Genomic DNA, 25466 nt, shown 5'->3' with positions numbered 1-25466 from the left:
CCTCCCTCTTCAACCTAAAGAGCAGGGTAGGATCAAGCCTGCACAGCTAGCTCGGCAGGAGACAAGGGATGAGTTTGCGGGCAAGGGAGGGGCGGCGCTCTCGCCGGGTTGCCACAGCGGGCGGGATTGCCTTAGGCCTGGCTCTGCTGCTGGGATGTACTGCTGGGGGATCCTCATCTTTAGAAGCCCAGGAGACGGCAGCCGTTGCCAACGCGACCTCGGCCAAAGGAGAGCCCCAGCACCTGCCGGTGGCAGCAGAAGTCACCATCGCTGGCCGGCGCTTTGAGCTGGAAGTGGCCCGCACCCCTGAGCAACAGCGCTTGGGCCTGATGTTTCGCACCGATTTGCCGCCTGATCGCGGCATGTGGTTTCCCTTCGACCCGCCCCAGCCGGCTGCCTTCTGGATGTTTAACACCCTGCTCAACCTGGACATTATCTTTCTCCGCCAAGGCCAGGTGGTGTACATCGCTGCCGATGTGCCCGGTTGCCCCGCCCAACCCTGCCCCGTCTATGGGCCACCCTCTGACCAGTTGGTAGATGGCGTGCTGGAGTTCCGCGGCGGGACGGCGGCGGCCTTAGGTTTGCAAGTGGGAGATACGGTTGAGATCCGCGAGCTTCCCAGCTCCGCCCCTTGATCTCTATCTCCCCTCTCCCTTTCGGAGAGGGGTTGGGGGTGAGGGCTGGGAAAGGGGCTGGGGGTGAGGGAAGACAAGCTTGCAGAAGAGGTTGAGACCATGCTCCTGGGATCCCAAAAGCTGCCGTTGGCCGTCTTGCTTGCGGCCTGGGATGATCTTTTCAGGGATCTTTGCGATGATTTTTGAGGGTCGCCAACTGCTTTGAGATTGATGCCAAGAGGCGACCGCGAGCCCAGGATGGTTTGGCTACTGCCGGCAAAGCCCTATGGATGTTAGCAGCGTAACTCAGTGGCTGGGGGTTGGGGTCGTTGCCCTGGCTTCCGTCCTTTGGGCCGAGGTTGTGCGGGATGAGCGCCATTGGCTGGCCCACCAGTGGCCCTGGCTGATGCCCAAGCACACTCTGCACCACCGCCTGTTTCGCCCCGATCTCAGCGTGGTAGACCCGAAGCTGTACCGAGAATCCCAGTGGCACCACGATGTCCCCGAAGCGGCGACGATGATCCTGGCCGGGATCCCTTGGGTGGTGCTGTTGGGACAGGGATCCTGGCTGTATGGCCTAGCGGCGGCGGTGGGAGTGGTCTACTCGGCCAGTTTCTTAGCTGCTGGCCTGCTGCGGGGCTGCGGGCTAGCTCTGCAAACGGATATTACCCACCAGCCGGGGCCTTTCCCTACTCCTCCCAGCCAGTGGCATGTCAACCGCGCCTACCACTGGCGGCACCACTTTGACGACACCAACGCCTACTTCTGCGGCACCCTAACCTTGCTGGATCGGATCATGGGCAGCAGTCTCTCTTTTAAAGGCAAGCGCGTGGCCATCACTGGCGCCTCTGGCACCCTGGGCCGGGCCCTCTTGAAGCACTTTTCCCGCCATGGGGCCAAAGTCATCGCCCTCAGCTCCCATGCGGATTCGGTTTCCATCGAAGTGGACGGACAACTTCAGCCGGTGCCGACTGTTCGCTGGCAGGTGGGGCAGGAGGGATCCCTGGCCGAGCTCCTGGAGGAGGTCGATATCCTGGTAATCAACCACGGCCTAAACGTCCATAGGCAACGGGATCCCGAATCGGTTCGCCAGTCCTATGCCGTCAACACCTTCTCGGCATGGCGCCTGATGGAGCTATTTTTCCAGACGGTGCGCGGCAATCGGGAAATGGCCACCAAAGAGGTTTGGGTGAACACCTCCGAAGCCGAGGCCAGCCCTGCTTTTAGCCCCCTCTACGAGCTCTCCAAACGGGCACTGGGCGACCTGGTTACCCTACGCCGTCTCGATGCTCCCTGCGTGGTGCGCAAGCTTATCCTTGGCCCTTTCAAGAGCCAGCTCAACCCGATTGGAGTTATGTCGGGGGATTGGGTGGCCGCCCAAATCCTGGCCCAGGCCAAACGCGACTGCCGCAACATCATCGTCACTATCAATCCCCTCACCTACCTACTTTTCCCGCTGAAAGAGTTGGCCGTCAGCACCTATTTCCGGCTCTTCAGCCGCCGCTCTTCTCCACTAGCCGTCCCCGATCCCAGCGCTGGGATCCCAATCTAGGGAGTCGGGCAAGTCCTAGCCAGCTTATGGCATTGGGCGCAAAGGTGGAGTAAGACAAAAGCAGGTTCTTTGGCGTCAGCAGGATGGGATCCCTTGCGCTAACCCGAACTTTTGGGGAGCGAGAGGGCTCTTCCGCTCGATCTCCCTTATGAACCCTGGGTGTGAGGAGTAGGAGTGAGTGTAAACATGGTGCGACAGTGGGTGAGCGCAGTCCTCTGCGTGGTGGGCGGGGCTTTAATGCCGGGGCTTTTGTCCGGCTGTGCCATCCCGATGCCTTCGGCATCCGCGGGAGTTTCTGAGATCCAGGTGCGCTTGGTGCATGTGGCCCCCAATGCCCCTCGGATCGACTTGGAAGTGGGAGGGGTAAGGGCTGCTCAAGGTGTAGCCTATGGCTCGGTGAGCGAGTACGTGCGTATGCCGGCGGGCGAGTACGACATTGTTTTGTTTTCAACCCCTGAGACGACCAGCCCTGGCCAGCCCGCGAGTTTTAAGGACTCCGTTCCGCTAGCGCGAACGGTTGCGGCCAGAACTGTGGCCAACCTCAGAGGCGGGGGAGTGTTCTCGGTGGTGGCTGCTGACGAGCCCAATCGCGTGACGGCCTTAGTTTTGGAAGACAACATCAACTCGCTGTTTGACCAAGCCCTGGTTCGGTTTGTTCACGCTGCCCCTGATGCGCCGGCCCTGCAATGGCAGGGGGAGCAAGGGCGGGTGCTGATACCTCAGTTGGCCTTCGGGCAAGTTTCCACCTTTCAAGCCATGCGACCCGGCTTTACCCAAATTCAGGTGGCCATAGCTCCTTCAGCCCCCGCGCCAGGTGGGCAGTCGTCTCCTGGCCGGAGCATTCCCTTGCAACGGTTTGACCTCCAGTTAGAGGCAGGGAAAGTCTATACCCTTTACGTGGCGGGGCTGATGCGCAGCAATCCGGGCCTAAACTTGGTGCTGGCAGAGGAAACGCGGGCTCGTAGGCTCCTATAGCAAGGCTGCTTGCGGCTTGATCCTCTCTATACTGTGAGACTAGCCAGTCGTCTCTAGCTTTGGGGACACAGCCCGTGGATGCCTTATTTCAAGTGGTGGTGCTCAGCCAAACCCCAGATCCCGAACGGGTGATCTACCAGGCGATGCACCAAGATCACAGCCCTGATTTTGTTACCCCAGAGAGCCGGATCCCGGAAAAATATGGCGAGGCCGTGGTGCGGCATCTGCTGGAGGGCAACCGTGGCCACTATGGGCCGCTGGAGCACCCTCAGATCACGTTTGGGGTAGGCTATTTTCCCCATGCTGTCATGCAACAGGCCCGTACTCATCGGGTGGGAATTTCTTTCGACGTTCAATCTTTTCGATATACAGGCCAGCAAATTGCCGATTTGGGCAAAAGACTCTTGTCTGGGCCCCGGAGAACGCCCCCCAACCCCCCGCCCGGCCCCCCCAACCAGCCCCCCAGCCCCCCGTATACGGGGGGCTGGGACGAAACTTCTGCTTTTGCCGACAAAACCGGGGCAGAGTTAGCTTTGCAAGAGTTGGAAACTCTATTTTACGTTCCCGCCAGCGTCAAGGAAGGCAAAGCCAAAACCCGCCAAGGCTTCAAGCCCATCTCTCCCGAGGCCCTAAACATCATTCTTGAGCAGTATCGCAGCCAGGCCATTGCCTATTATCGCCTGGTCGAAGAGTGTGGGGTGCCCTATGAGGATGCTCGTAACATCATCGGCTACGGGATCCGCCAACATTTTGTAGTGTCTTTTAATTGCCGCAGCTTGATGCACTTTCTGGATTTGCGGGCTAAGGAGGATGCCCAGCGGGAGATCCGCGAGCTGTGCGAGTTGATGTGGCCCCACTTCGAGGCTTGGTGCCCCCATGTGGCCGCCTGGTACCGCCAAAACCGCTGGGGCAAGGCCAGGCTTTCTCCCTAACAAGTTCCCAACCATTGGGGACGACTATGGATCCCAAAGCTTATGAACAAATGGCAGGCCTAGAGGATCGACATTGGTGGTTTGTGGGCCGCCGACAGATTCTCAGCCGGGTTATTGCAGGGATCCCTCTTCCTCCCTCAGCTTGTATCTTGGAAGCGGGATGTGGCAGCGGTGGCAACCTGGAAATGTTGTCTCAGTTTGGCCAAGTCTGGGCCATGGAAAGAAGCGAAATAGCATTGCCTTTGGCCCGGGCTCGTGGCATTGCGATTGTGGAAGAAGGCGAATTGCCGCATCGGATCCCTTTTGGCTCTCAACAATTTGATTTAATTGCTCTGCTGGACGTTCTGGAACATTTAGACGAAGACACAGCAGCTCTGGAAGCCCTCATCCAGAGGTTAAAGCCATCTGGCTACATGGTGATCACGGTGCCGGCTTATCCCTGGCTGTGGAGCGCCCATGACGAGCTTAATCACCACAAGAGACGCTACACAGCGGCACAACTTCTCTCCTTACTCAAGAGCGCCGGCTTGCAAATTCATACCTTTACCTTTTTCAACAGCTTTCTCTTCCCTCTGGCAGCAGGGATCCGCCTAGCCCAGAAAATACTTCGCCTGCGGGAAAGTCCAGACTTGAAAATGCTGCCCCTTTGGCTCAATCAACTTCTAGCAGAGATTTTTGCCGCGGAAGCCTATTTGATCCCCAAGTTTTCGTTGCCCTTTGGCCTGTCGTTGTTGGCGGTAGCCAGCCCTATTGCGGCAGCGGGACGGAGCCCTTTGAAAATTGCTCCTCTGGGAAACTGAGCCTCTTAATCCTCAACTTCTCGCCGTTATTACCAGTTTTTTGAGTCAACTTGGCCGATCGCGCTAGCGAGACGGAGTCCTTGCAGCCTCAAGGGGATAATCTAGATTGTTCCCAGTCTTCGTTTTTGGAGGAGATAGCTCTTGGCCGATCGCGCTAGCGGGACGGAGTCCTTTCGCACCAGGGAGACGGAACCTTTGCGCAGCTACGCCCTTCGCTTGGATCCGCATCGTCTGTGGGTGCCCCTAGCTTGCTTCGGGGATGGCCTTTGTATTTGGTTGGCCTTTGGGGCAGGTTACTGGCTGCGCAGCTTGCGCCCTCACCAGCTTTTGCCGTGGGATGTTTATGCCGGCCTGGGATTGCTGACCGTTCTCAGCTACTGGGGCGTTCAGGCCGGTTTGGGCGGATATGGCGAATCGAAGCGCCTATCCCGCTTTGAGGAATGGGCCAGTTTGCTGCTGGGGCTGGGGGTGACCTTTGGCCTGGTGTTAGCAGGGGCCTTCTTCGTGCGCTCTGTCTCGCTGTCGCGCTTGGTAGTGGGCTATGCCGGCCTGCTGGCCCTGCTCGGCCTGACGGGGATGCGGTTAGCGCTGCGGCTGGGCATGGGCTGGCTGTATGCCCGCGGCCAGGGGCGGCGACGGGTGATCTGGGTGGGATCCGGCTTGCTGTTGGCCGAGGTGCTGGAGCGGCTAGAGCGCTGCCCGGCTTTGGGGTTTGAGATCAAGGCTTGGGCCGTGGCCGGGGATCCCTCGGCGCCAGAAGCGGGGCCTCTGCAAAAGCTGGAGCGCCTGGATCCCGCTCATCTGGTGGCCTATGTGCAAGCTCACCCTGAGATCCAAGAGGTGTGGTTTGGGCAGCCGGAGCTGGCCAACGCGCCCCTGCTTCTTACTTTGCAGGCTCTGTCGGTGCAGGTGCGCCTGGTGCCAGATATTCTTGGCTTCTTAACGGTTAACCTGCAGTTCCACTCTCTGGACGGGATCCCGCTGCTGACGCTGCGCCACCCCCCTTTGCGCTACGCCCACAACCGTTTCCTCAAGCGAGCTATGGACATCTTGGGAGCTTCCCTGGGCTTACTGTTGCTCAGCCCCCTGTTTGTGGTCATCGCCGTGCTGGTGGCCTGCAGCAGCCCCGGCCCCATCCTGTATTGGCAGGAGCGGGTGAGCTTGGATGGGCGTCGCTTTTGGATTGCCAAGTTCCGCACCATGCGGGTGGATGCTGAAGCACCCGGCCAGCCGCGCTGGACGCGCCCCGGGGATCCGCGCCGAACCAAGATAGGAGCCTTTTTGCGCCGCACCAACCTGGATGAGCTGCCCCAGCTTTGGAACGTTTTGAAGGGGGAAATGAGCTTGGTGGGCCCCCGACCGGAGCGGCCCTACTTTGTCGAGCAATTTAGCCAGGAGATCCCCAAGTATCTGGATCGGCATTTGGTCAAAAGCGGCCTCACCGGCTGGGCTCAGATCCACGGCCTGCGGGGAGACACCAGCATCGCCCGCCGCACCCAGTATGATCTCTACTATGTGCAAAACTGGTCCCTGTGGCTGGATCTGCGCATCCTGGCCATTACCCTTTGGCAAGGGATCCGCGGACGGCTGACCGGATATTAGGGGTTGCTTATGCCATCCTCGCCCACGCCCCAAGAACTCCTTTACGAGGGCAAAGCCAAACGGGTCTACCGCACCGCCGATCCCCAGGTTTACCTCTGCCAATACAAAGACGACGCCACGGCTTTTAATGCCCAAAAGCGGGGATCCATCCCCGGCAAAGGAGAAGTCAACTGCACCGTCTCTAGCCGGGTGTTTGCCTACCTGGCGCAGCAGGGTATTCGCAACCACTTCTTGAGCCAGACCGGCCCCCGTGAGATGCAGGTGCGCGCCCTACAGATCCTGCCTTTGGAAGTGGTGGTGCGCAACCGCACTGCCGGCAGCCTCTGCCAGCGCTTAGGCCTGGAGCAGGGCCTGCCCATCGAGCCACCCCTGGTGGAGTTCTACTACAAAAACGACGCCTTGGGAGATCCCCTGGTCACTCCCGACCACATCCGCCTGTTGCACCTGGCCACGCCGGAGCAGGTGGAGAAACTGGGATCCCTGGCTTTGGCAGTCAACACTCACCTTGGCAACTTCTGGCGGCGCTGCCGGCTGGAGCTGGTGGACTTTAAGCTGGAGTTTGGCCTGGACGAGGAAGGGCAGATTTGGCTGGCGGACGAGATCAGCCCCGACACCTGCCGCCTGTGGGATCTCCAAGGGACCGAGCCGCGGGTGCTGGATAAAGACCTTTTTCGCTTTGATCTCGGCGATCCGGCAGCCGGCTACCAAGAGGTGCTGCAGCGAGTGCTCCAGGCTACTGATCCCAATCTCCCCTCTCCTGCAGCGCGGGAGAGGGGCAGGGGGTGAGGGTGCCATGACTTCTCCCCGCCCCCCCGGCCCTGACGAGCGCTTCCGCCGCCAACTGGCCGACCTGTTGGACACCTGGGTGGAGCAGGGGCTCATCCAGCCGGCGCAGCGGGATCGCCTGCGCGAGCACTACCAACTGGACAGCTTGCCGCGAACAGCTGGCAGCCGCTTTGCCCTGTTGCTGCTGCTGTTGGGCGCCGTGCTGGTGGGCTTGGGGGTGATCTCCTTCGTGGCCGCCAACTGGGACGCCATTCCCCGCTCGGCCCGAGCCTTGGGATCCCTGGCCCTCATGGTGGGGCTGCAGGTGGCCGGCTTGCGGCTCTGGCAGCAGGGATCCCCGCGCTTAGGCAGCGCTTTGTTGATGGCCGGCGAGCTGTCTTTGGGGGCCGCCATTGGCCTGATGGCCCAGTGGGTTCAAATCGGGGGATCCCTGGCGGGCTTGTTTTTGGGCTGGGGGCTGGGCAGCTTGGCCGTGGCCTACAGCTTGGTCCACACCCCCAGTGGCGTCTTGGCCTGTCTTTTGTTTGCCCTGGCTGGAATGACTGCCGTCTGGGAAGGAGGGATCGGCTCGGCTCTGGATCCCCTCTACCCCTGGCTGGCCCTGGGCCTGTTGCTGCCTCTTGCCTATGGGTGCCGCTCCCGCTGGATCTTGGCTTTGGCGCTGGTGAACTTCGGCCTGGCGCTACAAAGGTTGGCAGAGCGCTGGGACAGCTGGACCCTCTGGCTGCTGCTTGGCCTTGCCGTCGTCTGGGGGCTGGGAGTCGGGCACCAACGCCATGGGCACTGGCTAAGCCGGATCTGGACCGGAGAAGAGGGCCAGGGTGGCGAGCAGGAGCAGGGCTTGGATCTGATCCCGACGGCGGAGGGGCTGGCTTTGCTGGGGTTGGGCTTCTTGCTCTACATTTGGAGCTTTCGTGACGCCTGGGACTGGGATCCCAAACCCCTGCCCTTGTTCCAAGCTGGGGATCCCTGGGCGGGCCTGTCGGCAGCAGGATTGCTATTGCTAGCCGGTTGGAGCTGGTGGCAGGGCTGGCAGGCAAAGAGTTCCCAGCCCGTTTCTGCCTGGCTGAAGGACGCTCTGGTTCTCATCTCCCTGGCTGCCCTGGCCCTTTTGCTGGCGATCCGTGCGGCTGTTTCTGGGAACTTGACCTCAAGGGTGGCCCTGGCCTTTGTTGCCCCCTGGCTCCTGACCCTGCTGCTGGTGGGATTGTCGGTGATCCTCTGCTGGGAAGGTCTGCAGCAAGGGCGACGGGGGCGCTTCTGGCAGGGGCTATTGGGCCTGACCTTGGTGGTGCTGACCCGCTTTTTCGAGTACGAGACCGGCCTCTTGGCCAAGTCGGCAGTGTTGGTGGCCTGTGGGATCGGAGTGATCTGGATGGGGCTGAAGTTTGAGAGACGTATCTTTAAGAGTAATGCCTAGGTCGATAAAAGTTTACAAGAAATCGGGACACATCGGGAACTTACTCTTCCCTGAAAAGTCTTTGTTGGTAGAAGGTTTCCTGGAGAACGTCAATGAAAAAAACAGGCCTGGGTCTAGGGATACTGGCTCTACTCTCTTTTTCTAGTTTTTGGAGTTATAGCTCTTCTTCAATTGCTGCGGGCGGAGATCCGTTTTGGGAGCATTTCCCAGTAGCGCAAGCTCCGAGGCCGGCTGTGCCCGCAAGGCCTAGGTCTCCAGGAGCCGCACCCTCGCCCGTTCCCCAAACTGGGGATCTCGATGAGCTGTTCCGCCAGATCCCTATTCTCCCTTCCTCAAGACCGTTGCCCAAACTCCCCTGTTCTCAGCCTATGCAGTTGCAATCGGTAAGGCTGCAGGCTCCGCCACCCAGCCCTGCTGTTCCTTTGCAGTCAGAGATCCCGGCCACCATTTGGAGCAATCTCCAGGGTTCTTACGGAACTACCAACTGGGCAGAACCAAGCCCCAACAAAGTCTTTGCCCATACTTTTCAATGGGATCCTCCTTGTAAAACAGGCTGCCGGCTGGGAGGTACCCTGACATTTGCCTACCGCAACAATCTGCCGGCTAGCAGTAGCAGTGCTCCGGATGCGGGCAACGACAAGTACTACGTGTACAACGGCGGCACTCTAACTCAATCGGGGTTCTTATATGCTTCACCTGTGAGTTCGGCCGGTCAGACTTTTACCAAAACCCTAACGCTCTCTCCCGCTGAAGTTGCCAACAACAGAGTTACGTTGGTGGTTCAAGACGACACGGCTGTTTTGGAAGCTAAGGTAGAGCTCAACTACTGCTGCTGTGAATGTGAGTTCCCTATCTAAGGTAAGTTCTTGGCAGCAGCGACGGCAGAGGGGAGGATTTGAAACTCTCCCTGCCGTTTTTCTCTCCCTTGGCTGGCTTTTTTCAGAGCTAGCCCACAGAATTTAGCGGCGAGCCTGGGCAAAAATGGCCTGCAGGATTTCGTCAGCCCCCTGTTGCTTCAGCTTTTCCGCCAGGGCTGTTCCCACCGCTTCCGGATCGGCAGGGGAGCCTGTTTGGGTATCGCGGATGAGCTGTCGCCCCTCCAGGTCGGCCACCATGCCGGTCAGGTGCAGCTCTTCCCCCTGGACTTGGCTGTGGACGCCGATGGGCACCTGACACCCCCCCTCCAAGGCCCGCAGGAAAGCTCGCTCGGCCAAACAGCGGGCTGTGGCCTCCGCATCGGCTAAGGGTCGGATGAGCTCCAGAATCCGCTCATCCCCCTGCCGGCACTCGATCCCCAGGGATCCCTGGCCAACCGCGTACAGAGACACACTGGGATCCAGCACCTCGTGGATCCGCTGTTCTTGGCCCAGGCGCTTCAGCCCCGCCACCGCCAAAATTAGGCCGTCGTACTCCCCCCGATCCAGCTTGGCCAGGCGAGTGTTGAGGTTGCCCCGCACATTCTTAAATTGCAGGTGGGGAAAGGCGTGGCGCAGTTGGGCCAATCGCCGCAAAGATGAAGTGCCGATCACCGTTCCTGCTGGCAGGGTGGCCAGTTGGTAGCCGCGCAGCTCTTCCCGCAGCACCAGCGCGTCCAAAGGATCCTCCCTCTGCGTAATCGCCCCCAGGACCAGGCCTTCCGGCAAACGGGTGGGCAGATCCTTAAGGCTGTGCACCGCTAGATCGCTGCTGCCGTTGAGCAGGCTGACCTCCAGCTCCTTGGTAAACAGGCCCTTATCGCCAATTTTGGCCAGCGCCACATCCAGGATGATGTCTCCCTGGGTGGAAAGGGTGTGCAGCTCTAGCGGCAATCCCGGATGGTGGGCCTGCAACTGTCCCATTACCCAGTAGGTCTGGGCCAAGGCCAGCTCACTTTTGCGGGAGGCGATCCGCACCGGCTGGGCAGCCCCTGCCGAGGGTTGCCAGGGAGTTGAGGCCAGTTCGCTCATGGCTGCTGCAAAATCCGAGAACACCGTCTTTCACGCTAACTGACTTTGCGGCGCCGCACGGCAGCGGCCTTCAAGATCCTTAACCAAAACTGCCATTTCCCCCCGATCCAGACTTTACTACGGGGATCCCAGCCGGTAGGATAAGTAGACGGATTCTCCGCCGCGGCGGGGAGAGTTGTGGTCTGTCAAGCCTCCTTCTCCAAGGTTGCTAGAGGACAATTCTCTGTAAGCACAGGGCCCCCTGATTTGCTTGGTAGTCTGCCTGGATAGGTCTTATGGAAGAAAACAACGTCGGCAACGGCACTCAGTTACTGCTCAAGCGCACCATCCCTGTCAAGGTGGTGGTCACCCCCCTTTGGAAGAAAGAAATGCAGGAGCAATTGGAGCGGCAGATCGAAGCCACCGATGCTCAGATGCAGCAACTGGAGTTTCAGGGCAAGCGGGCCATTGCCGAGCTGGAGAAGCAAAGCCCTAACCCCAACAGCCCCCAGGTGCTCCAACAGGTGGAAGCGGTGAAAAGCCGCGTGAACGAGCAAAAGATCAAGCTCTTGGATCAAAAAAACCAGTTGCTTCAGCAGATCAACCAACTGAACAACCTGGAGCTGAACCAAGAGGTGCTCCAGGGCAGCGTGGAGAGCTTCTTCCGCGTGCAAAAGGGAGACAACCTGATCCAGAAAATGCAGGTGGAGATCCTGCTGGAAGATGGGGTGATCAAGGAAATTCGCGGCAACCCATAAGCTCTTCATATCCTTTGGGAGGACAGGGATCCCTTGCTGTGGGGTAGCAGATCAAGACCTTTGGTCTTAACCCAAGTCGGTGGCAACACAATAGGTGACAATAATTAACGGCCTCTTAGCAGCCGCTGGGCTCAAGCTTGGGACGGCTGGTGCGTACGGGCAAAGTTGTTACCTACGAGATGCTCGCCATGTCTGAGTTTGTCTGGTCAGAGCCTGCCCCCCTCGAGGACCTACATCTTCCCGATTGGTTGCTCACCTCGGCTCAGCGCCGCCGTCTCAAAGCTTTCCTGGTTCTGGCGACGGTGTGGGGGCTGGTCAGCCTGATGCACCAGGTAGCGGTAGCCCGCTGGTTTACCGTTGGCCTGGCCACCTTCATGGTCATCCACATCAACCGCCTGTTCCGGCTGCAACCGGCGGCTCTGCCGCCCCCCTTGAGGCTTTACCCTCCTGGAACAATGGCCTGGGATCCCGCCGCCGCCGAAACGGCCTCCCTGCCTTTGCCTGAGGTGGGCGGGGCTCAGCCCTTAGCGCTGGCGGGTTCTCCTCTGCCGCGAGTGGCGGTGTTGATCCCGGCCAAAAACGAAAGCGCAGTGCTGCCGCGGCTGCTGCACAGCCTCACCCAGTTGGATTACCCCAGCAGCCACCTGGAGCTGTGGGCCATTGACGATGCCAGCAGCGATGCTACCCCCGACATCTTGCAGGAAGCCCAAAAGCGGATCCCTCACCTGCGAGTTTACCGACGGCCACCAGGGCGAGGAGGCGGCAAGTCTGGCGCCCTCAACGAGGTGCTGCCCCTGACGCGGGGGGAGATTATCTTGGTCTGCGACGCCGACGCCATTGTGCCTCCGGATTTGCTGACTCGCACCCTGCCGCTGTTCGGCCAGACCCCCCGCCCCGGCAGACGGACAATCGGCGCCGTTCAGGTGCGCAAAGCCTTGAGCAACCCCAACGTCAACTTCTGGACCCTGGGCCAGGTGGCGGAGATGGCCTCCGATGCCTACTTGCAGCAGCAGCGGGTGGCCATCCGCGGGATTGGGGAGCTGCGAGGCAACGGCCAACTGGTGCGACGGGATGTCCTGGAAAAGTGCGGCGGCTGGAACGAGAACAGCCTCACCGACGACCTGGATCTTACTTTTAAGTTGCACCTGGCGGGGGTGGATATTGCCTTTTTGACGGAGCCGGCCATCGTCGAAGAGGGAGTCACCTCTTGGAAAAGCCTTTGGCACCAGCGTTGCCGCTGGGCGGAGGGGGGCTACCAGCGCTACCTCGACTACTGGCCAGGGATCCTCAGCCGCCGCCTGGGCATGGCCAAGACAGTCGATCTCTGGGCCTTTTTCATCTCTCAGTACCTGCTGCCGATGGCCTTAGTTCCCGATACCCTCTGGGTGCTGTTGACGGGCCACTCCTCGGTGCTGCTCCCCTTGAACGCCCTGGTCATGGGATCTGTGACGGTGGCCTTCTACCGCGGCCTGCGCCAGGTGGAGGGGCTGCGCGGGCGAAAACTCTGGTGGCGTACGGCTCTGGGCTTGGTGTACATGCTCCACTGGCTGCCGGTCATGATCGTGACCACGGCTCGTATGTGTGTGCAGCCCAAGCGGTTGCGGTGGGTAAAAACGGTGCACCATGGCCTCTAGTTCTGCTGTTGGGGATCCCCCAGATCCTGCTATCCTAATCAAACGCCAGCTCACCAAACTACCCAGCCCGACTATGGCCCGCCTCTACTACGACACTGACGCCAACCTGGATCTGCTGGACGGCAAGACCGTCGCCATCATCGGCTACGGCAGCCAGGGCCATGCCCACGCCCTCAACCTGCGCGACAGCGGTGTCAACGTCCTCGTCGGCCTCTACCCCGGCAGCCCCTCTTGGCCCAAAGCGGAGCGGGACGGGTTGACGGTCAAGACTGTAGCAGATGCTGCGGCTGCCGCCGACTGGGTGATGATCCTGCTACCGGACGAAGTGCAAAAGACCGTCTTCCAGAGCGAGATCCGCCCGCATCTAAAGCCGGGGAAGGTGCTCCTATTTGCCCACGGCTTCAACATCCACTTCGGGCAGATCCAGCCGCCCGCAGACGTGGATGTCATCATGGTCGCTCCCAAGGGCCCCGGTCACCTGGTGCGGCGCACCTACCAGGAAGGCCAGGGGGTGCCGTGTCTGTTTGCCGTCCATCAAGATGCCTCCGGGATGGCGCGGGAGCGGGCCATGGCCTATGCCAAGGCCATCGGCGGCACGCGGGCCGGCATTTTGGAGACCAGTTTCCGCGAGGAAACTGAAACAGATCTCTTCGGCGAGCAGGTGGTGCTCTGCGGCGGCCTCACGGCTTTGATCAAGGCGGGGTTTGAGACCCTGGTGGAAGCAGGCTACCAGCCGGAGCTGGCCTACTTCGAGTGTCTGCACGAGGTTAAGCTAATCGTGGATCTCATCGTCGAGGGGGGCCTGGAAAAGATGCGCCACAGCATCTCCAACACAGCAGAATACGGCGACTACACCCGTGGCCCCCGCATTATTACCGAGCAAACCCGCGCTGAAATGAAGCGGATCCTGTCAGAAATCCAAAGCGGCCAGTTTGCCCGCGAGTTTGTCTTGGAAAACCAGGCCGGCAAGCCCGGCTTTACGGCAATGCGCCGCCGCGAGGCGGAGCACCCCATCGAGAAGGTGGGCAAAGAGCTAAGGGCCATGTTTAGCTGGCTGAAGCAATAGCCAGAGGTCGTCTCACAGGCAAGTCTCGTGCTGGATCTGAAGCTGCTGCGGGATCGCCCAGAAGAGGTACGCCAAGCCCTGGACAAGCGCGGGGCCAGTGTCGACCTGGACGGCATTCTCCAGTTGGATCGGGAGCGCCGCCGCTTGGAGGCCCGACGCGGCTCTCTGCAGGCAGAAAGCAACAGCCTCGGCAAGAAGGTCGGCGAGCTCATCCGCCAGGGAGCGGATCCCCAGGGAGCGGAGGTGGCGGCCCTGCGGCAGCAGGGGGCAGATCTCAAGGCCGAGATCGCCCAACTGGAACAGCGGGAGCGGGAGCTGGAGGAGGAGGTGCGCGCCCGGTTGCTCACCTTGCCCAACTTGCCCTTGCCCAGCGTGCCGGTTGGCCAGGATGAGGCCGACAATGTGGAGGTGCGCCGCTGGGGGGATGCGCTAAAACCCACCCACCCCGTCCTTCCCCACGACGAGGTTGCCGAAAAGCTGGGCCTCCTGGAGGTTGGCCGTGCCGTCAAGGTAGCCCAGAGCCGTTTTGTGGCTATGGTAGGGGCAGGGGCGGCTCTGGAGCGGGCCTTGATCGCCATGATGCTGGAGCGCCACATTGCCGCTGGCTACACCGAGGTGATCCCTCCCTTTTTGGTCAACAGCGCTGCTCTGGAGGGGACAGGGCAACTGCCCAAGTTTGCCGCTGAGAGCTTCCGCTGTGCCGACGACGACCTCTGGCTGATCCCGACGGCGGAAGTGCCCCTCACCAACCTGTACCGGGAGGAGGTGATCCCAGCCGAGCGCCTGCCGCTCTATTTCTGTGCCTACACACCTTGCTTTCGCCGCGAGGCCGGCAGCTATGGCCGGGACACCAAGGGCCTGATCCGGCTGCACCAGTTTCAAAAGGTGGAACTGGTCAAAGTTACCCACCCCACCCAGTCGGAGGCAGAACACGAAAAGCTGGTGCAAGATGCCGAGGCCATTTTGCAGATGCTGGAGCTGCCCTACCGGGTAGTGGAGCTGTGTACCGGCGATCTAGGTTTTTCAGCAGCCCGCTGCTTCGATCTGGAGGTGTGGTTCCCCTCCCAAAACCGCTACCGCGAGATCTCCAGTTGCTCCAACTGCTGGGATTTCCAGGCCCGCCGCGCTAACCTGCGCTACAAAGAAGCAGGGCAAAAGGGCACCCACTTCGTCCACACCTTGAACGGCTCCGGCTTAGCGGTGGGACGGGCTCTGGCCGCCCTGTTGGAAAATCACCAGCAGCCGGACGGCTCGATTCGCATCCCCCAGGCGCTGCGTCCTTTCCTCAGCTCCCGCTTCCTCTCGGAAGACGGCGCTCTCCGGACTGCTCCCTGAGCCATTCTGCCGCGGTGCTCCAGCAAGCCATAGCTGTGGAGAGTATGAGAGTATGTCAATCTAGATAGGGATCCCTACCCTGCCAGGGTTTATGTTGCCCAAGCATCGTCCCAAGCAACTCTCACTAGGCCCTCTGGAATCCGAGATCCTCGATATCCTTTGGGAGCTGGGCAGTGCCAGCACCCGCCAAATCCACGAGCGCATCTTGGCCGATCCCGACCGAGAGTTGGCCTATGCCTCTGTAACTACGGTTTTGCGGCGCCTAAGCCAGAAGGGCTGGGTGAGCTGTGAACGTCGCACCGATGCAGAAGGGCGGAGTCTGCCGATGTTGTGGCGGCCCCGTCTTTCTCGCCAGGAAGCTGCCAGCCTCAGGGCCTTTGCCCAGTTGCAGCAGTTTTTGGCGGTGGGCGACCCAGACACCGTGGCAGCCTTTGCCGATAGCCTGGATCAGGCCAGCGTGTCCCAGTTGCAGGCGATTGCCGAGCGGTTGCGGGCGGCCCGCGAGGCCAGGAGGGATCCCCAATGAGCCACTTGGGCATGTTGCTGTTGGGTTTGGCCCTGAGTTGGCTGTGGCGGGCCCAGGTGCGGCTGGATCGAGCTGGTTCCTGGGCCCAGCGCTGGCAGTGGGCCTGGATCCACTTCTTGCTGCCGCCGCTGTTTTTGCTAATGACTGCCCTTGCTTTGGCTTGGATGGGGCCGTGGGGACAAATGGCCGGGGCAGGAGGCTGGTTCTGCTACGGCTGTGCGCTGCTGTTGCTGGCGCTGGCTGCAGGCGTGGCCCTGCGCTGGGCTTGGGAGTACTGGCGCGTCTGCCGACGCGCCCGCCTGCGGGCTCTGGCCCAAGTCAATTTGTATGGCTCTTCGGCCTATGTCTTGAATTTGGAGATCCCTTTTGCTGCCCAAGTGGGGGTATGGAAGCCGCAATTGGTGGTCAGTCGCGGCCTGCTGGAGCAGTTGGATGAAGAACACCTGCGGGCGGTGCTGGCCCACGAAGAGGCCCACCGCCACTACGGCGATACCTTGTGGATGTTTGCGGTGGGCTGGCTGCGCCATCTCAGCAGCTGGCTGCCGAATACAGAGGTCCTCTGGCAGGAATTGCTCACCCTGCGGGAGCTGCGGGCAGATCGCTGGGCGGCCCAACGGGTGGATCCCTTGGTGCTGGGAGAGGCTCTGGTGCAGGTGGTGGGCTATGGCATGGCGCAGCAACCGGCAGCGGCTTGGGTTGGCTTTGCCCTAGAAATGGGATCCGGTGCGGGGGGACGGCTGCAAGAGCGCATCGATGCCCTATTGCAGCAAGAGGAGTCAGGCCCGGTCGCCTCCCACCTTTCCCTGCAGGGTTGGGCCTGGCTGGGGCTGGCTCTCCTGCCTCTGTTGGCCATCCCCTTTCACAACTGAGGTTGACGCCATTCCCCAGCTTGCCTTGGCGCGCCGGTGGGCAGCAGCTTTACAGCCGCTTGAACCATGGCCTGGACAGAGCCAAGAATTTCTTCCTCCGCGGGAGTTGCTTGATGGCCTTTTTTTTCCTACGATGGAAAATACTTCGATCCTCGGTAGCTCAGCGGTAGAGCGGTCGGCTGTTAACCGATTGGTCGCAAGTTCGAATCTTGCCCGAGGAGTTGGGCGGGGGGATGCAAGCTTGATGTTCTCCTCAGCCCGAGAGGACGAGGATTCTTTCTCGCTTGTCGCAAGCTACGCGGACGGGCTGGCGCCGCTGCCACCGCGCCCCCTTTTTCCCACCCTATACGGGGGGATGAAAGGGAGGCCGGGGGCGCCATCACCCCGACTCCTGGGCGACGGCAGGGACATCGAAAGCGTGGGCAGTCGACTCCAGCCTGCAGGATGTCGAGATGGGGAGACTTATCTCCAGGACTAAAGTCCGGGGCTTGTGCCTCCCGACTTGCTGGTCACCCCTAGTTGGGGTTGGGATGCCGCTGCTGAAGGAACGCTTCGATTTATAATGCCCTCTGGCCGTTTCACCTATTCCGAGGGTAATTGCTGTGATCGACCTGTCGCGGATCCCTGCCCAACCAAAGCCAGGCCTACTTAACCTCCTGATTGAGATTCCGGGCGGGAGCAAGAACAAGTACGAGTTTGACAAAGACATGGGCGTAATGGCCCTAGACCGGGTGCTCTACTCTTCGGTGCAGTACCCCTACGACTACGGCTTTGTGCCCAATACGCTGGCAGGGGACGGGGATCCTTTGGATGGCCTGGTGATCATGGATCAGCCCACCTTTCCAGGGTGTGTGATTGCGGTGCGCCCGCTGGGCATGCTGCAGATGATCGATGCGGGGGAGCCGGATGAGAAGTTGTTGTGCGTGCCCGCTAAGGACCCTCGCTATGCTTCCGTAACCAGGCTGGAAGATATTGCCCAGCACCGCCTGGACGAGATTGCCGAGTTTTTCGCCACCTACAAGCGCCTGGAGAAGAAAGAAACCCAGATCTTGGGCTGGAAAGGCCTAGCCGAAACCGAGGCAGTGATCGCCAGCAGCATTGCCACCTACCAACAGTCCAAGTAGCTCCCCAACTTTTCTGGACTGAAGCTCCCAGTTGGCGCCAATCTGTTCTGGCTTGGATTCCTCGAGCTAGCTTAGGGTTGGACTCGATGGCTTCTGCTATGGCCGATACCCTTCAGCTTTGGCTTTACCACCTGGAACAATGGGCAACGCAACTTGTCCAAGGCCAACTGCAGCACCTTTCTCCGCTGAGCCTGCTGCTGGTGGGTCTGGCAGGTCTGGTCACCAGCCTTTCTCCCTGTATGCTCTCCCTGTTGCCGGTAACCATCGGCTACATCGGCGGCTACGCTCCCACTACCCCCGCCGCTGCCGGAGAAGTGCGCTGGCAGGTTTGGGTGCAATCGCTAGGCTTTGCGGCTGGCGTGGCTTTGACGCTCAGCGGGCTGGGCTTGGGAGCAGCTTTGCTAGGCCGGGTTTATGGACAAACCGCTGCCTTTGGATCCCTAGTGGCGGGAGGGATCGCCATCCTCATGGGCCTGAACCTGCTGGAAGTTGTCCCCTTGCGCTTCCCCGATTGGTTTAACCGGTTGGAGATCCCTGGCCAGTGGCCTGGGCTAGGCCGGTCGGTGTTGCTGGGATCCACCTTTGGCCTGGTAGCTTCTCCCTGCAGCACGCCGGTTTTGGTGGCCCTGCTCGGCTGGGTCTCCACCACAGGGCAGCCCTGGGTGGGGGGCGGGCTGCTGCTGGCCTATGCGCTGGGGCTGGTCTCGCCGCTGCTGTTGGCGGGGGTGTTCGCCGGCTCGATGAAGCAACTGTTGGCCTTGCGGCGCTGGTCGATCTGGTTTACCTATGCCAGTGGCGTGGTGTTGGTGGGCTTTGGCACCGTGACGATCCTCTCCGCTTGGGCCTAAGGGATCCCTGCTGCAAGCTAAGATGGGGCTGCCCTCCAGTTGGGGGGCAGTTCAGATCTTGAGCTGACAACTTCCCATGGTTATCCCCTCTCTGCCGCTGTCGCGGTGGCTTTCCCCCTTGCGTCGGTACTTTCGCCATGAGCTGCTGCCGCTGCTGGCGGATCTGCGTCTGGCCATCGGCCTTTTCTTGGCAATTGCCCTTTTGAGCGCGGTTGGCACGGTCATCGAGCAAGAGGAAACCGTGGCCTTCTATCAGGCCCACTACCCCGAGCATCCGGCCCTGTTTGGCTTTCTCACCTGGCGGCTGATCCTCAAGCTGGGGCTGGATCACGTCTATCGCACCTCTTGGTTTCTGGCCCTGTTGATCCTCTTTGGCAGCAGCCTGGCCGCCTGTTCTTTGACGCGCCAGTGGCCGATGCTCAAGGTGGCCCGTCGCTGGAGCTACCTCACCCGTCCCCACTCCTTCCAGCGGCTGCCCTTTTGGACCTATCTGCCCCAACGCTCCCTGCAGGGGCTGCCGCAGCGGCTGCGCCAGCGGGGCTATGCGGTGTTTCAGGACGGATCCCGACTTTACGCCCGCAAGGGTCTGATTGGGCGGTTTGGGCCTATCCTGGTGCACGTCAGCCTGCTGCTGATCCTGCTGGGGGCCATCTGGGGCAGCCTTGCCGGCTTCAAGGCCCAAGCGCTGATCCCCAGCGGCAGCGTCGCCGCCATTGAACAGGTAACCGGGGCAGGGGATCTGGCTCATCTACCCACCTGGCAAATTCGGGTCAACCGCTTCTGGATTGACTATGCTCCTGATGGCCGGGTGAAGCAGTTTTACTCAGATCTCTCGATTTTGGATGGGGGCCAGGAGGTCAAACGCCAGACCATTTCCGTCAACCATCCCCTCTCCTACCGGGGGGTGACCCTCTACCAGGCTGATTGGAGCATCGACAGCATCCGCATCCGCCTCAACAACAGCCCTCCCTTTCAAATCCCGGTGGTGCCGGTGCCCACCCAAGCGGGCAGCAAGCTCTGGGGCGCTTTTGTCCCCACCCGGCCAGACCTAAGCGAGGGCCTGACGCTGTTGTTGCCCGATTTGCAGGGGACGGCCCTGCTCTACGACACCCAAGGCCAGTGGATAGGATCCCTGCGCCAGGGCATGAGCCTGGCCCTGGACGAAGTTGCCCCCCAGCGCTTCCCCAACCGTCTTACCCTGCACCTAGACGAGGTTATCGGCGCCACCGGTCTGCAGATTAAATCCGACCCAGGGATCCCGCTGGTCTATCTCGGCTTTGGGCTGCTGATGCTGGGGGTGGCGATGAGCTATTTCAGCTACAGCCAAGTTTGGGCCCTGGAGACGGAAGCAGGGCTCTACCTGGGAGGCAAAACCAACCGCGCCCTGGTGAGCTTCGAGCGGGAGTTTGCCCGCCTGGTGGAGCAGCAACTGCTCTCCTCTCCCCCTTCGCCGGCAAAAGAACCCCCTCCTGCCGCTCGCGTCGGCGGGACGGAGTCCTTAGCCAACGGCTAGCCATGGCGGCTGTTTGACCGGCAACGCTGCCCAGGGTCATCTAGCTCCCCTCTCCCTGAGGGAGAGGGGCTGGGGGTGAGGGCGGAACTGCCCAAATCCGGCAGGCTGACCGCGAACAGGGTGCGGTTCTCGCCGCTTTCCACTTGCAGGATCCCTTGCAACAGCTCCACCGCCTTTTTCACCAGCGGCAGGCCCAAGCCGGTGCCCCCCTGGTGGGCGTAGTCCAGGTGCGGGATGCGGTGGAACTTCTCGAAGATGCGCGGCAGGTGCTCCGCTGGGATCTCGACACCGGTGTTGGTGACCTGCAAATGGAGACCCGACGAATCGACCGCCACTTCCAGATGAACCTGCTGGCCGGCAGGGGTGTACTTGGCGGCGTTGGCCAGCAACTCGCTCAAGATGCGGGTGAGCAGCCCCACATCGGTGTTGAACAAGATGGGTTCAGAGGGGGGGTAGGAGATAAAGGTGAGCTGGCGCTCTTGAAAGCGCAGGGCAAAGGGCGGCAACAGCTTTTCCAGCCACTCGCGCACCTCGAAGCGGGCGATCTCCAGACTGCGGCTGCCGGCCTCTAGCCGCTGCAAGTCCAGCAGGTCGTTGACCAAGTCCAGCTCTTTTTGCCACTCCTGTTTGAGGATGTTGAAATAGGGGATCTGCGCCTCGGAAAGGCCGCGCACCTCCAGCATTTTCAGGGCCATTTTCATGCTGGTCAGAGGCGTGCGCAGCTCGTGGAAGACCATGCTGAGAAACTCTTCTTTGAGCTCGTTGAGCTGCTGCAGTTGCTGGAGCTGAGCCTGGGTTTCCTGGTAGAGGCGGGCCTGGCGAATGGCGATGCTGCACTGGGTGGCCACCTGCTCGGCAAAGTGGATCTCGGCCTCGGTAAAGCCCTCCTGGGGCAGGCGAACTAACTTGAGAAAGCCCAGCAACGAGCCGGTGCCTGAGACAAGCTGCCCTTCTTGCTCTTCTACAACCAGGGGGCAGGCAAGCAGGGTACAGCGCCCCCGCAGCGGGTGATCCGTGCTGAGGTAGAGGGTCTGGCCTTGGCGGAGCTGGCGCAAAAGCACGGGATCCAAGGGCAGAGTGACCTTGCCCAGGGGGGGCAGGGATCCCGCCGCTTCGTAGGCCAGCGTGTAGGTCTGGGTTTCCGGATGGATGAGGGCCACACCGCAGGCGCCCAGTTGGAAAGCCTGGGTGAGCTCCCGCACCACGGTGGCCAAGATCTCCTGTTCGTCCAGGCTGGAGCGCACCTTGTCGCCAATCAGCCGCAGCAGTTGCTCGTATCTCACCCGCTGGGCCAGCTCGGCATTGCGCACCTCCACCTGGTAGCGCAGCTCGGCGTTGGCAGCTTGGAGTTGCTCAAACAGCTCCGCCTGTTGCAGCGCCAGCCCCAGTTGATCGGCAATTTGTCGCAAAAAATCCGGCATCCAGGGATCCCATTGTTTGGGGGCGCTGCACTGGTGGGCGATCAACAGCCCCCAGAGGCGGGCCGGCTCGCTGTCTTTGCCGTCAGGGCCAGCCGCCTGCAAAATGGGCACCACCAAGTTGGCCCGCACCCCCAAACCGGCCAGCAGCTCGCGGTGGCAGGGCTGGATGGGGGCGGTGTCGATATCTTCAATGGCCGAAATGCGGCCCTGCTGATAGGCCTGGTGCCACTGGCTAACAAAGCATTGATCTTCGATAACCAGGCCCAGCAGGCTCAACTCTGGCCGGCTGACCGATTGCATGGCGATCTCGCCCACCCAATTGGGGAAAAAGCGGTAGATCACCACCCGCTCCACATCCAACAAACGGCGGACTTCTTCTACGGCAAAACCCAGGATGGACTCCACCTGCAACGATTGCCGGATCCCTTGGGCGATGCGGTTGAGCAGCCGGGCTTGGTGGAGTTGCAGTTGAGCCTGCTCCTGGGCTCGCTTGCGCTCGGTAATATCGACAATGGAGGCAATGCCGTAGATTTGTTTGTCGGGAGTCTCCGCCACAAAAGACGAGAGGTCAACCCAGAGGATCTCGCCGCTTTTGCGGATGTAGCGTTTTTCCATGCGGTAGCCCCGGCGGCGGCCCGCTCGTATTTCTTCGACATAGATTGCCTCCTGCCGCAGATCCTCAGGGTGGGTGAGGTCGGCGTAATTCATGCTCAAGAGCTCGGCCTCGGTGTAGCCGGTGAGCTGGCAAAAGCTCTCGTTCACCTTGACGATCTGCCCCGCCGCATCCGTAACTGCCATGCCCACCGGGGCTTGCTCAAAGAGGTTTTGAAACAGATCTGGCTGATCGTGCAGCGAGTGCTGCCGTTTTTGTTGTGGGTTCTGCAACTCTTTTTCCTGGGTCAAATCCTGTACGCTGGCAATGCCGATTACCTTCCCCTGGGCATCCTGCCAGGGGGCATCCAAAATCCGCACCGGAAACCGCTCGCCGTTGCGACGCATAAAGGTCAGCTCCCAACCCTGCGGGGGCCGACCCTGAGCCAGCCCCTGGGCGAAGGCGGTGGCGATCTTCTCCATCTCCTCCGGGGGCCAATAGACAAAAGGGGGATCCTTAACGCCAGCGGATCCCGGTAGTCGCCGGCGGCCAAGGTTACAACAGGGGCGGTCATCGCCTCAGCCAGGGTGGATCCCTGCCAAGATCGGTCGCTGGCCACCCACCGCAACACAAAAGGATAGCTTGGTAGCCCCGTACTAAAGTACGGGGCGGAAAAGCCCTTGAGCCACTTTAGTTGCTTCTTTGTTATAGTTAGTACAGAGCTTCTCCAGGAAAACAACCTACTGCGGTGCAAAACCCGCGCGGCAATAACTAACCTGGAGGAACTTAAGTCCGAAGTAAGCAGAACTTTGAGGTTATGCCTCAAAGGACTGTCTAGGGGCGTCTTGACAGCGCCTTTGCGAGTCCATTTTGGGCTGCGTAAGAATCCCCTGGGTGGGAGTGTCAAATCCACAGCCGTCAAAATGTCCACCACTCGGCCTGCATCCACCACCAAGGCGTAGGGCCGGGAGCCATTCTTTTGCGCCAACAGGGAGAGAACCTCGGCAAGGGGGCTGTCGAACCCGACCAAGAGTGGCATCTGGCCAAAGCACTGTTCCAGGGATCCCGATGAAGAGCGCAAGTCTTGCACCATGTCGGTGTCAGGGGATAACCGAACCTTAAATTGCAGTCAGAAAAATTTGCAAACAGTATGGCAGAGGGAAACTTTAGCCAAGACCAGACAAAATACTTACTTACGGACTTACTTGCAGGCAGTTTTAGCTTTAGGCATTTGATAGCTTTAACCCAAGCTTAACTTTACTTACAAGTTAGAGTACCACGTCGCGCAAAGAAGTTTCGAATTTTGATATAAATCTTTACATCTATCTGCTGTTTAATTTGCTGGTGCCGAGACTTGGGGAGCAAGTTAAGCTCTTAGCTCGCTGTTAACAGGAATTGTCGATCTAAGTTGCGGCTCTTCCGGTTTATCGAGGTTTTTCCTTCATCTAAAAAGGGGCAATCGCCATCCTGTTGCTCTGTTTTTTTCAAGTATCTTCGCGTCATCGAGTTGAGCTTGGGTTGGTTTCATTGGAGACAGATTTGACAGATTTTGAGCGGCTGCCAGATTACTTGAGTTCAGCCCGTGCTGCCGCGACCCCTCTCAGCCCTCCGCTCCCGGCGAGGGAACTTGGGAAGCTGGCTGCATTCTAAGCCTCATCAAGTACCCATCTGTGGCTGTGCTGCCCAGGTGAGGAGTTTGCCCCCTACACTGAAATTGGGCAAGTTGATCCCGATAGCTAGGGGATCAGATGTTGCCGGCGTTTTGGGCTTAGCTCTTCTCGATGGCTTTTTCTCCGCCGCTGACAGATTTTCTCTCCGGCCAGGCCGCTCCTATTCCCATCCAAACTCCCTCGACGGTTCCAGAATTGGCGCAGCTCCTAAAAGAGTGCCGCGAGCGGAAGGTGCTGCCGCTCGGGCAGGGGAGCAAGTGGGGATGGGCTCCTCGCTTGGAGGCTGTGGATCTCATCCTCAGTACCCGTGGGCTGCGCCGCTTGATCGACCATGCGGCTGCCGACCTAACGGCGACAGTGGAGGCCGGTATGACCCTAGGGGAGCTACAAGCCATCTTGGCAGAGCGGGGGCAATGGTGGCCGGTGGATCCCCTTTACCCTGACTGGGCCACAGTGGGGGGCATCGTCGCCACGGCCGATACGGGCTCGCTGCGCTGGCGTTACGGTGGGATCGGCGATTTGCTGCTGGGCATCACCTGGGTACGGGCCGATGGGGAGGTGGCCAAAGCGGGTGGGCGGGTGGTTAAGAATGTGGCCGGCTATAACTTGACGAGACTGTTCGCCGGATCCCTGGGCAGTTTGGGGATCCTGACGCAGGCGACCCTACGGCTCTATCCCCTGCCGGCAGCCCAAGCAACTTTGGTGGCTACAGGATCCCTGCCCGATTTGGAAGCCTTGGCTCGGCAGGTGCTGAGGGCGCCGGTCAGCCCGGTGGGGGTGGATCTCTGGCTGAAGGCAGAAGGGCCCCAGCTCTGCCTCCATTTCCACGGCTCCGAGCGGGTAATTGCCCAACAGATGACCCAGGTGCAACAGCTAGCTCCTGCAGGATTGAGCTGGCAAGAGGCAAGACCTGAAGCCCCGCCTCTGCCCTCCCGCCGTGCGGGGATGGTGTTGGCCAAGTTCGGCTGCTTGCCTAGCCAGAGCCTGGCTACTCTAGAGCAGTTTCAGTCTCTATTTCCCGACGCTCAGGTGCAACTGCATCGCGGCTGTGGATTGGGGCGAGCCTGGATCTCCCAGCCTGAGGTGGGATCCCTGCTACAGTTACAGCGCCACCTCAAGTCGGTGGGCGGGTTTCTCCTGCTGCTGGAGGCACCGGCAGCCCTGAAGACAGCTCTGGCCCACGATTTCGGCCCGACGGCGACCCTAATGCGCAAGCTGAAGCAGCAGTTTGATCCCGCCGCCATCTTCAGCCCCAGCTTGATATAGCTACTCCAAATCACGCCGAAACGTGACATCCTCTCCCGCTAAGCCCTGACGGGCTGTAGACGGGAGCTTCCGAGAATCACTTCCCGGAGTTGCTGCTTCAACGGACTGGTAAACCAGGATCCTCCACAGCCAGAGAGCGGCAGTCCCACCGCCCCCCTATATCCCCCCGTATACGGGGGGACCTGAGTCCACGCTTCAAAATCTCGATAGCAGCGTTCAAGTCTCTGTCCCACGACCC

General features: G+C 60.5%; 20 protein-coding genes, 1 tRNA gene and 1 pseudogene. 19 read left to right on the top strand and 3 right to left on the bottom strand.

What is annotated here, in order from left to right; translation table 11 throughout:
• Window positions 1–68 precede the first annotated feature (68 nt).
• The 8 genes from SYN63AY4M2_RS06125 to SYN63AY4M2_RS06090 all read left to right on the top strand — a co-directional run bounded on the left by SYN63AY4M2_RS06125 (window position 69) and on the right by SYN63AY4M2_RS06090 (window position 8681).
• Window positions 69–635, top strand: coding sequence for a DUF192 domain-containing protein (locus tag SYN63AY4M2_RS06125; protein ID WP_099812568.1), 567 nt, complete (start codon window positions 69–71; stop codon window positions 633–635).
• Window positions 636–900: 265 nt separating this feature from the next.
• On the top strand, window positions 901–2166 hold the full coding sequence (locus tag SYN63AY4M2_RS06120; protein ID WP_099887269.1) for a bifunctional sterol desaturase/short chain dehydrogenase: 1266 nt from the start codon (window positions 901–903) through the stop codon (window positions 2164–2166).
• 174 nt (window positions 2167–2340) lie between these two features.
• A complete protein-coding gene (locus SYN63AY4M2_RS06115; protein WP_228375396.1) occupies window positions 2341–3141 on the top strand; it encodes a DUF4397 domain-containing protein in 801 nt (266 codons plus the stop codon).
• A 74-nt stretch (window positions 3142–3215) separates the two neighbouring features.
• Complete coding sequence (locus SYN63AY4M2_RS06110; protein WP_011429152.1) at window positions 3216–4073, top strand: FAD-dependent thymidylate synthase; 858 nt, start codon at window positions 3216–3218, stop codon at window positions 4071–4073.
• A 26-nt stretch (window positions 4074–4099) separates the two neighbouring features.
• Entirely contained in the window at window positions 4100–4873 is a 774-nt protein-coding gene (locus tag SYN63AY4M2_RS06105; protein ID WP_240530504.1) for a class I SAM-dependent methyltransferase, read from the top strand.
• A gap of 141 nt (window positions 4874–5014) precedes the next feature.
• Window positions 5015–6475 (top strand): sugar transferase, encoded by a 1461-nt coding sequence (locus tag SYN63AY4M2_RS06100; RefSeq protein WP_099812565.1) that lies wholly within the window; start codon window positions 5015–5017, stop codon window positions 6473–6475.
• Window positions 6476–6484: 9 nt separating this feature from the next.
• Entirely contained in the window at window positions 6485–7261 is a 777-nt protein-coding gene (purC, locus tag SYN63AY4M2_RS06095) for a phosphoribosylaminoimidazolesuccinocarboxamide synthase (RefSeq protein WP_099812564.1), read from the top strand.
• Between the two features lie 7 nt (window positions 7262–7268).
• A complete protein-coding gene (locus SYN63AY4M2_RS06090; RefSeq protein WP_099812563.1) occupies window positions 7269–8681 on the top strand; it encodes a DUF2157 domain-containing protein in 1413 nt (470 codons plus the stop codon).
• Between the two features lie 959 nt (window positions 8682–9640).
• On the opposite strand, the gene hemC is transcribed toward SYN63AY4M2_RS06090, so the two are convergent.
• Window positions 9641–10627 carry a hydroxymethylbilane synthase gene (gene hemC, locus SYN63AY4M2_RS06085; RefSeq protein WP_206337006.1) on the bottom strand — a complete coding sequence of 329 codons (987 nt, stop codon included), beginning with the start codon at window positions 10625–10627 and terminating at the stop codon, window positions 9641–9643.
• A 275-nt stretch (window positions 10628–10902) separates the two neighbouring features.
• On the opposite strand from hemC, the gene SYN63AY4M2_RS06080 reads away from it, so the two are divergent.
• From SYN63AY4M2_RS06080 to SYN63AY4M2_RS06030, 10 genes are all read left to right on the top strand, one after another.
• Window positions 10903–11364, top strand: coding sequence for a YlqD family protein (locus tag SYN63AY4M2_RS06080; RefSeq protein ID WP_011429159.1), 462 nt, complete (start codon window positions 10903–10905; stop codon window positions 11362–11364).
• A gap of 149 nt (window positions 11365–11513) precedes the next feature.
• The gene (locus SYN63AY4M2_RS06075; protein WP_228375397.1) at window positions 11514–12998 is read left to right on the top strand and encodes a glycosyltransferase family 2 protein; all 1485 of its coding nucleotides are present in this window, start codon (window positions 11514–11516) and stop codon (window positions 12996–12998) included.
• 73 nt (window positions 12999–13071) lie between these two features.
• Window positions 13072–14064 carry a ketol-acid reductoisomerase gene (ilvC, locus tag SYN63AY4M2_RS06070; protein ID WP_099813279.1) on the top strand — a complete coding sequence of 331 codons (993 nt, stop codon included), beginning with the start codon at window positions 13072–13074 and terminating at the stop codon, window positions 14062–14064.
• A 27-nt stretch (window positions 14065–14091) separates the two neighbouring features.
• A complete protein-coding gene (gene serS, locus SYN63AY4M2_RS06065) occupies window positions 14092–15399 on the top strand; it encodes a serine--tRNA ligase (protein ID WP_099812562.1) in 1308 nt (435 codons plus the stop codon).
• Between the two features lie 91 nt (window positions 15400–15490).
• Complete coding sequence (locus tag SYN63AY4M2_RS06060; protein ID WP_011429163.1) at window positions 15491–15925, top strand: BlaI/MecI/CopY family transcriptional regulator; 435 nt, start codon at window positions 15491–15493, stop codon at window positions 15923–15925.
• Window positions 15922–16794, top strand: a complete 873-nt coding sequence (locus SYN63AY4M2_RS06055; protein ID WP_011429164.1) for a M56 family metallopeptidase — start codon at window positions 15922–15924, stop codon at window positions 16792–16794. The genes SYN63AY4M2_RS06060 and SYN63AY4M2_RS06055 overlap by 4 nt, the downstream gene beginning before the upstream one ends.
• A 149-nt stretch (window positions 16795–16943) precedes the next feature.
• Window positions 16944–17015 (top strand) — tRNA-Asn (locus SYN63AY4M2_RS06050).
• A 384-nt stretch (window positions 17016–17399) separates the two neighbouring features.
• Window positions 17400–17918, top strand: a complete 519-nt coding sequence (locus SYN63AY4M2_RS06040; protein ID WP_041438773.1) for an inorganic diphosphatase — start codon at window positions 17400–17402, stop codon at window positions 17916–17918.
• A gap of 98 nt (window positions 17919–18016) precedes the next feature.
• Window positions 18017–18766: a cytochrome c biogenesis protein CcdA gene (locus tag SYN63AY4M2_RS06035; protein ID WP_011429166.1), complete on the top strand. Its 750-nt coding sequence runs from the start codon at window positions 18017–18019 to the stop codon at window positions 18764–18766.
• Between the two features lie 76 nt (window positions 18767–18842).
• Complete coding sequence (locus SYN63AY4M2_RS06030) at window positions 18843–20279, top strand: cytochrome c biogenesis protein (RefSeq protein ID WP_011429167.1); 1437 nt, start codon at window positions 18843–18845, stop codon at window positions 20277–20279.
• Here the strand turns inward: SYN63AY4M2_RS06030 and SYN63AY4M2_RS06025 are convergent.
• Both SYN63AY4M2_RS06025 and SYN63AY4M2_RS14445 read right to left on the bottom strand, forming a co-directional pair.
• Window positions 20276–22585 carry a GAF domain-containing protein gene (locus SYN63AY4M2_RS06025; protein ID WP_346426064.1) on the bottom strand — a complete coding sequence of 770 codons (2310 nt, stop codon included), beginning with the start codon at window positions 22583–22585 and terminating at the stop codon, window positions 20276–20278. The two genes, SYN63AY4M2_RS06030 and SYN63AY4M2_RS06025, sit on opposite strands and share 4 nt — an antisense overlap.
• 3 nt (window positions 22586–22588) lie before the next feature.
• Window positions 22589–22783 (bottom strand): annotated as a pseudogene (locus tag SYN63AY4M2_RS14445) (PAS domain-containing protein); the annotation flags it as partial.
• A gap of 1290 nt (window positions 22784–24073) precedes the next feature.
• Here SYN63AY4M2_RS14445 and SYN63AY4M2_RS06015 point away from each other — a divergent pair.
• Window positions 24074–25228, top strand: coding sequence for an FAD-binding oxidoreductase (locus SYN63AY4M2_RS06015; RefSeq protein ID WP_011429169.1), 1155 nt, complete (start codon window positions 24074–24076; stop codon window positions 25226–25228).
• Window positions 25229–25466: the final 238 nt, after the last annotated feature.

Origin of the sequence: Synechococcus sp. 63AY4M2, from assembly GCF_002760475.1 — a bacterium.
Classification (GTDB): domain Bacteria; phylum Cyanobacteriota; class Cyanobacteriia; order Thermostichales; family Thermostichaceae; genus Thermostichus.
Note: the sequence above shows the minus strand (reverse complement) of the source record. Positions and strands in the feature narration are given on the sequence as shown.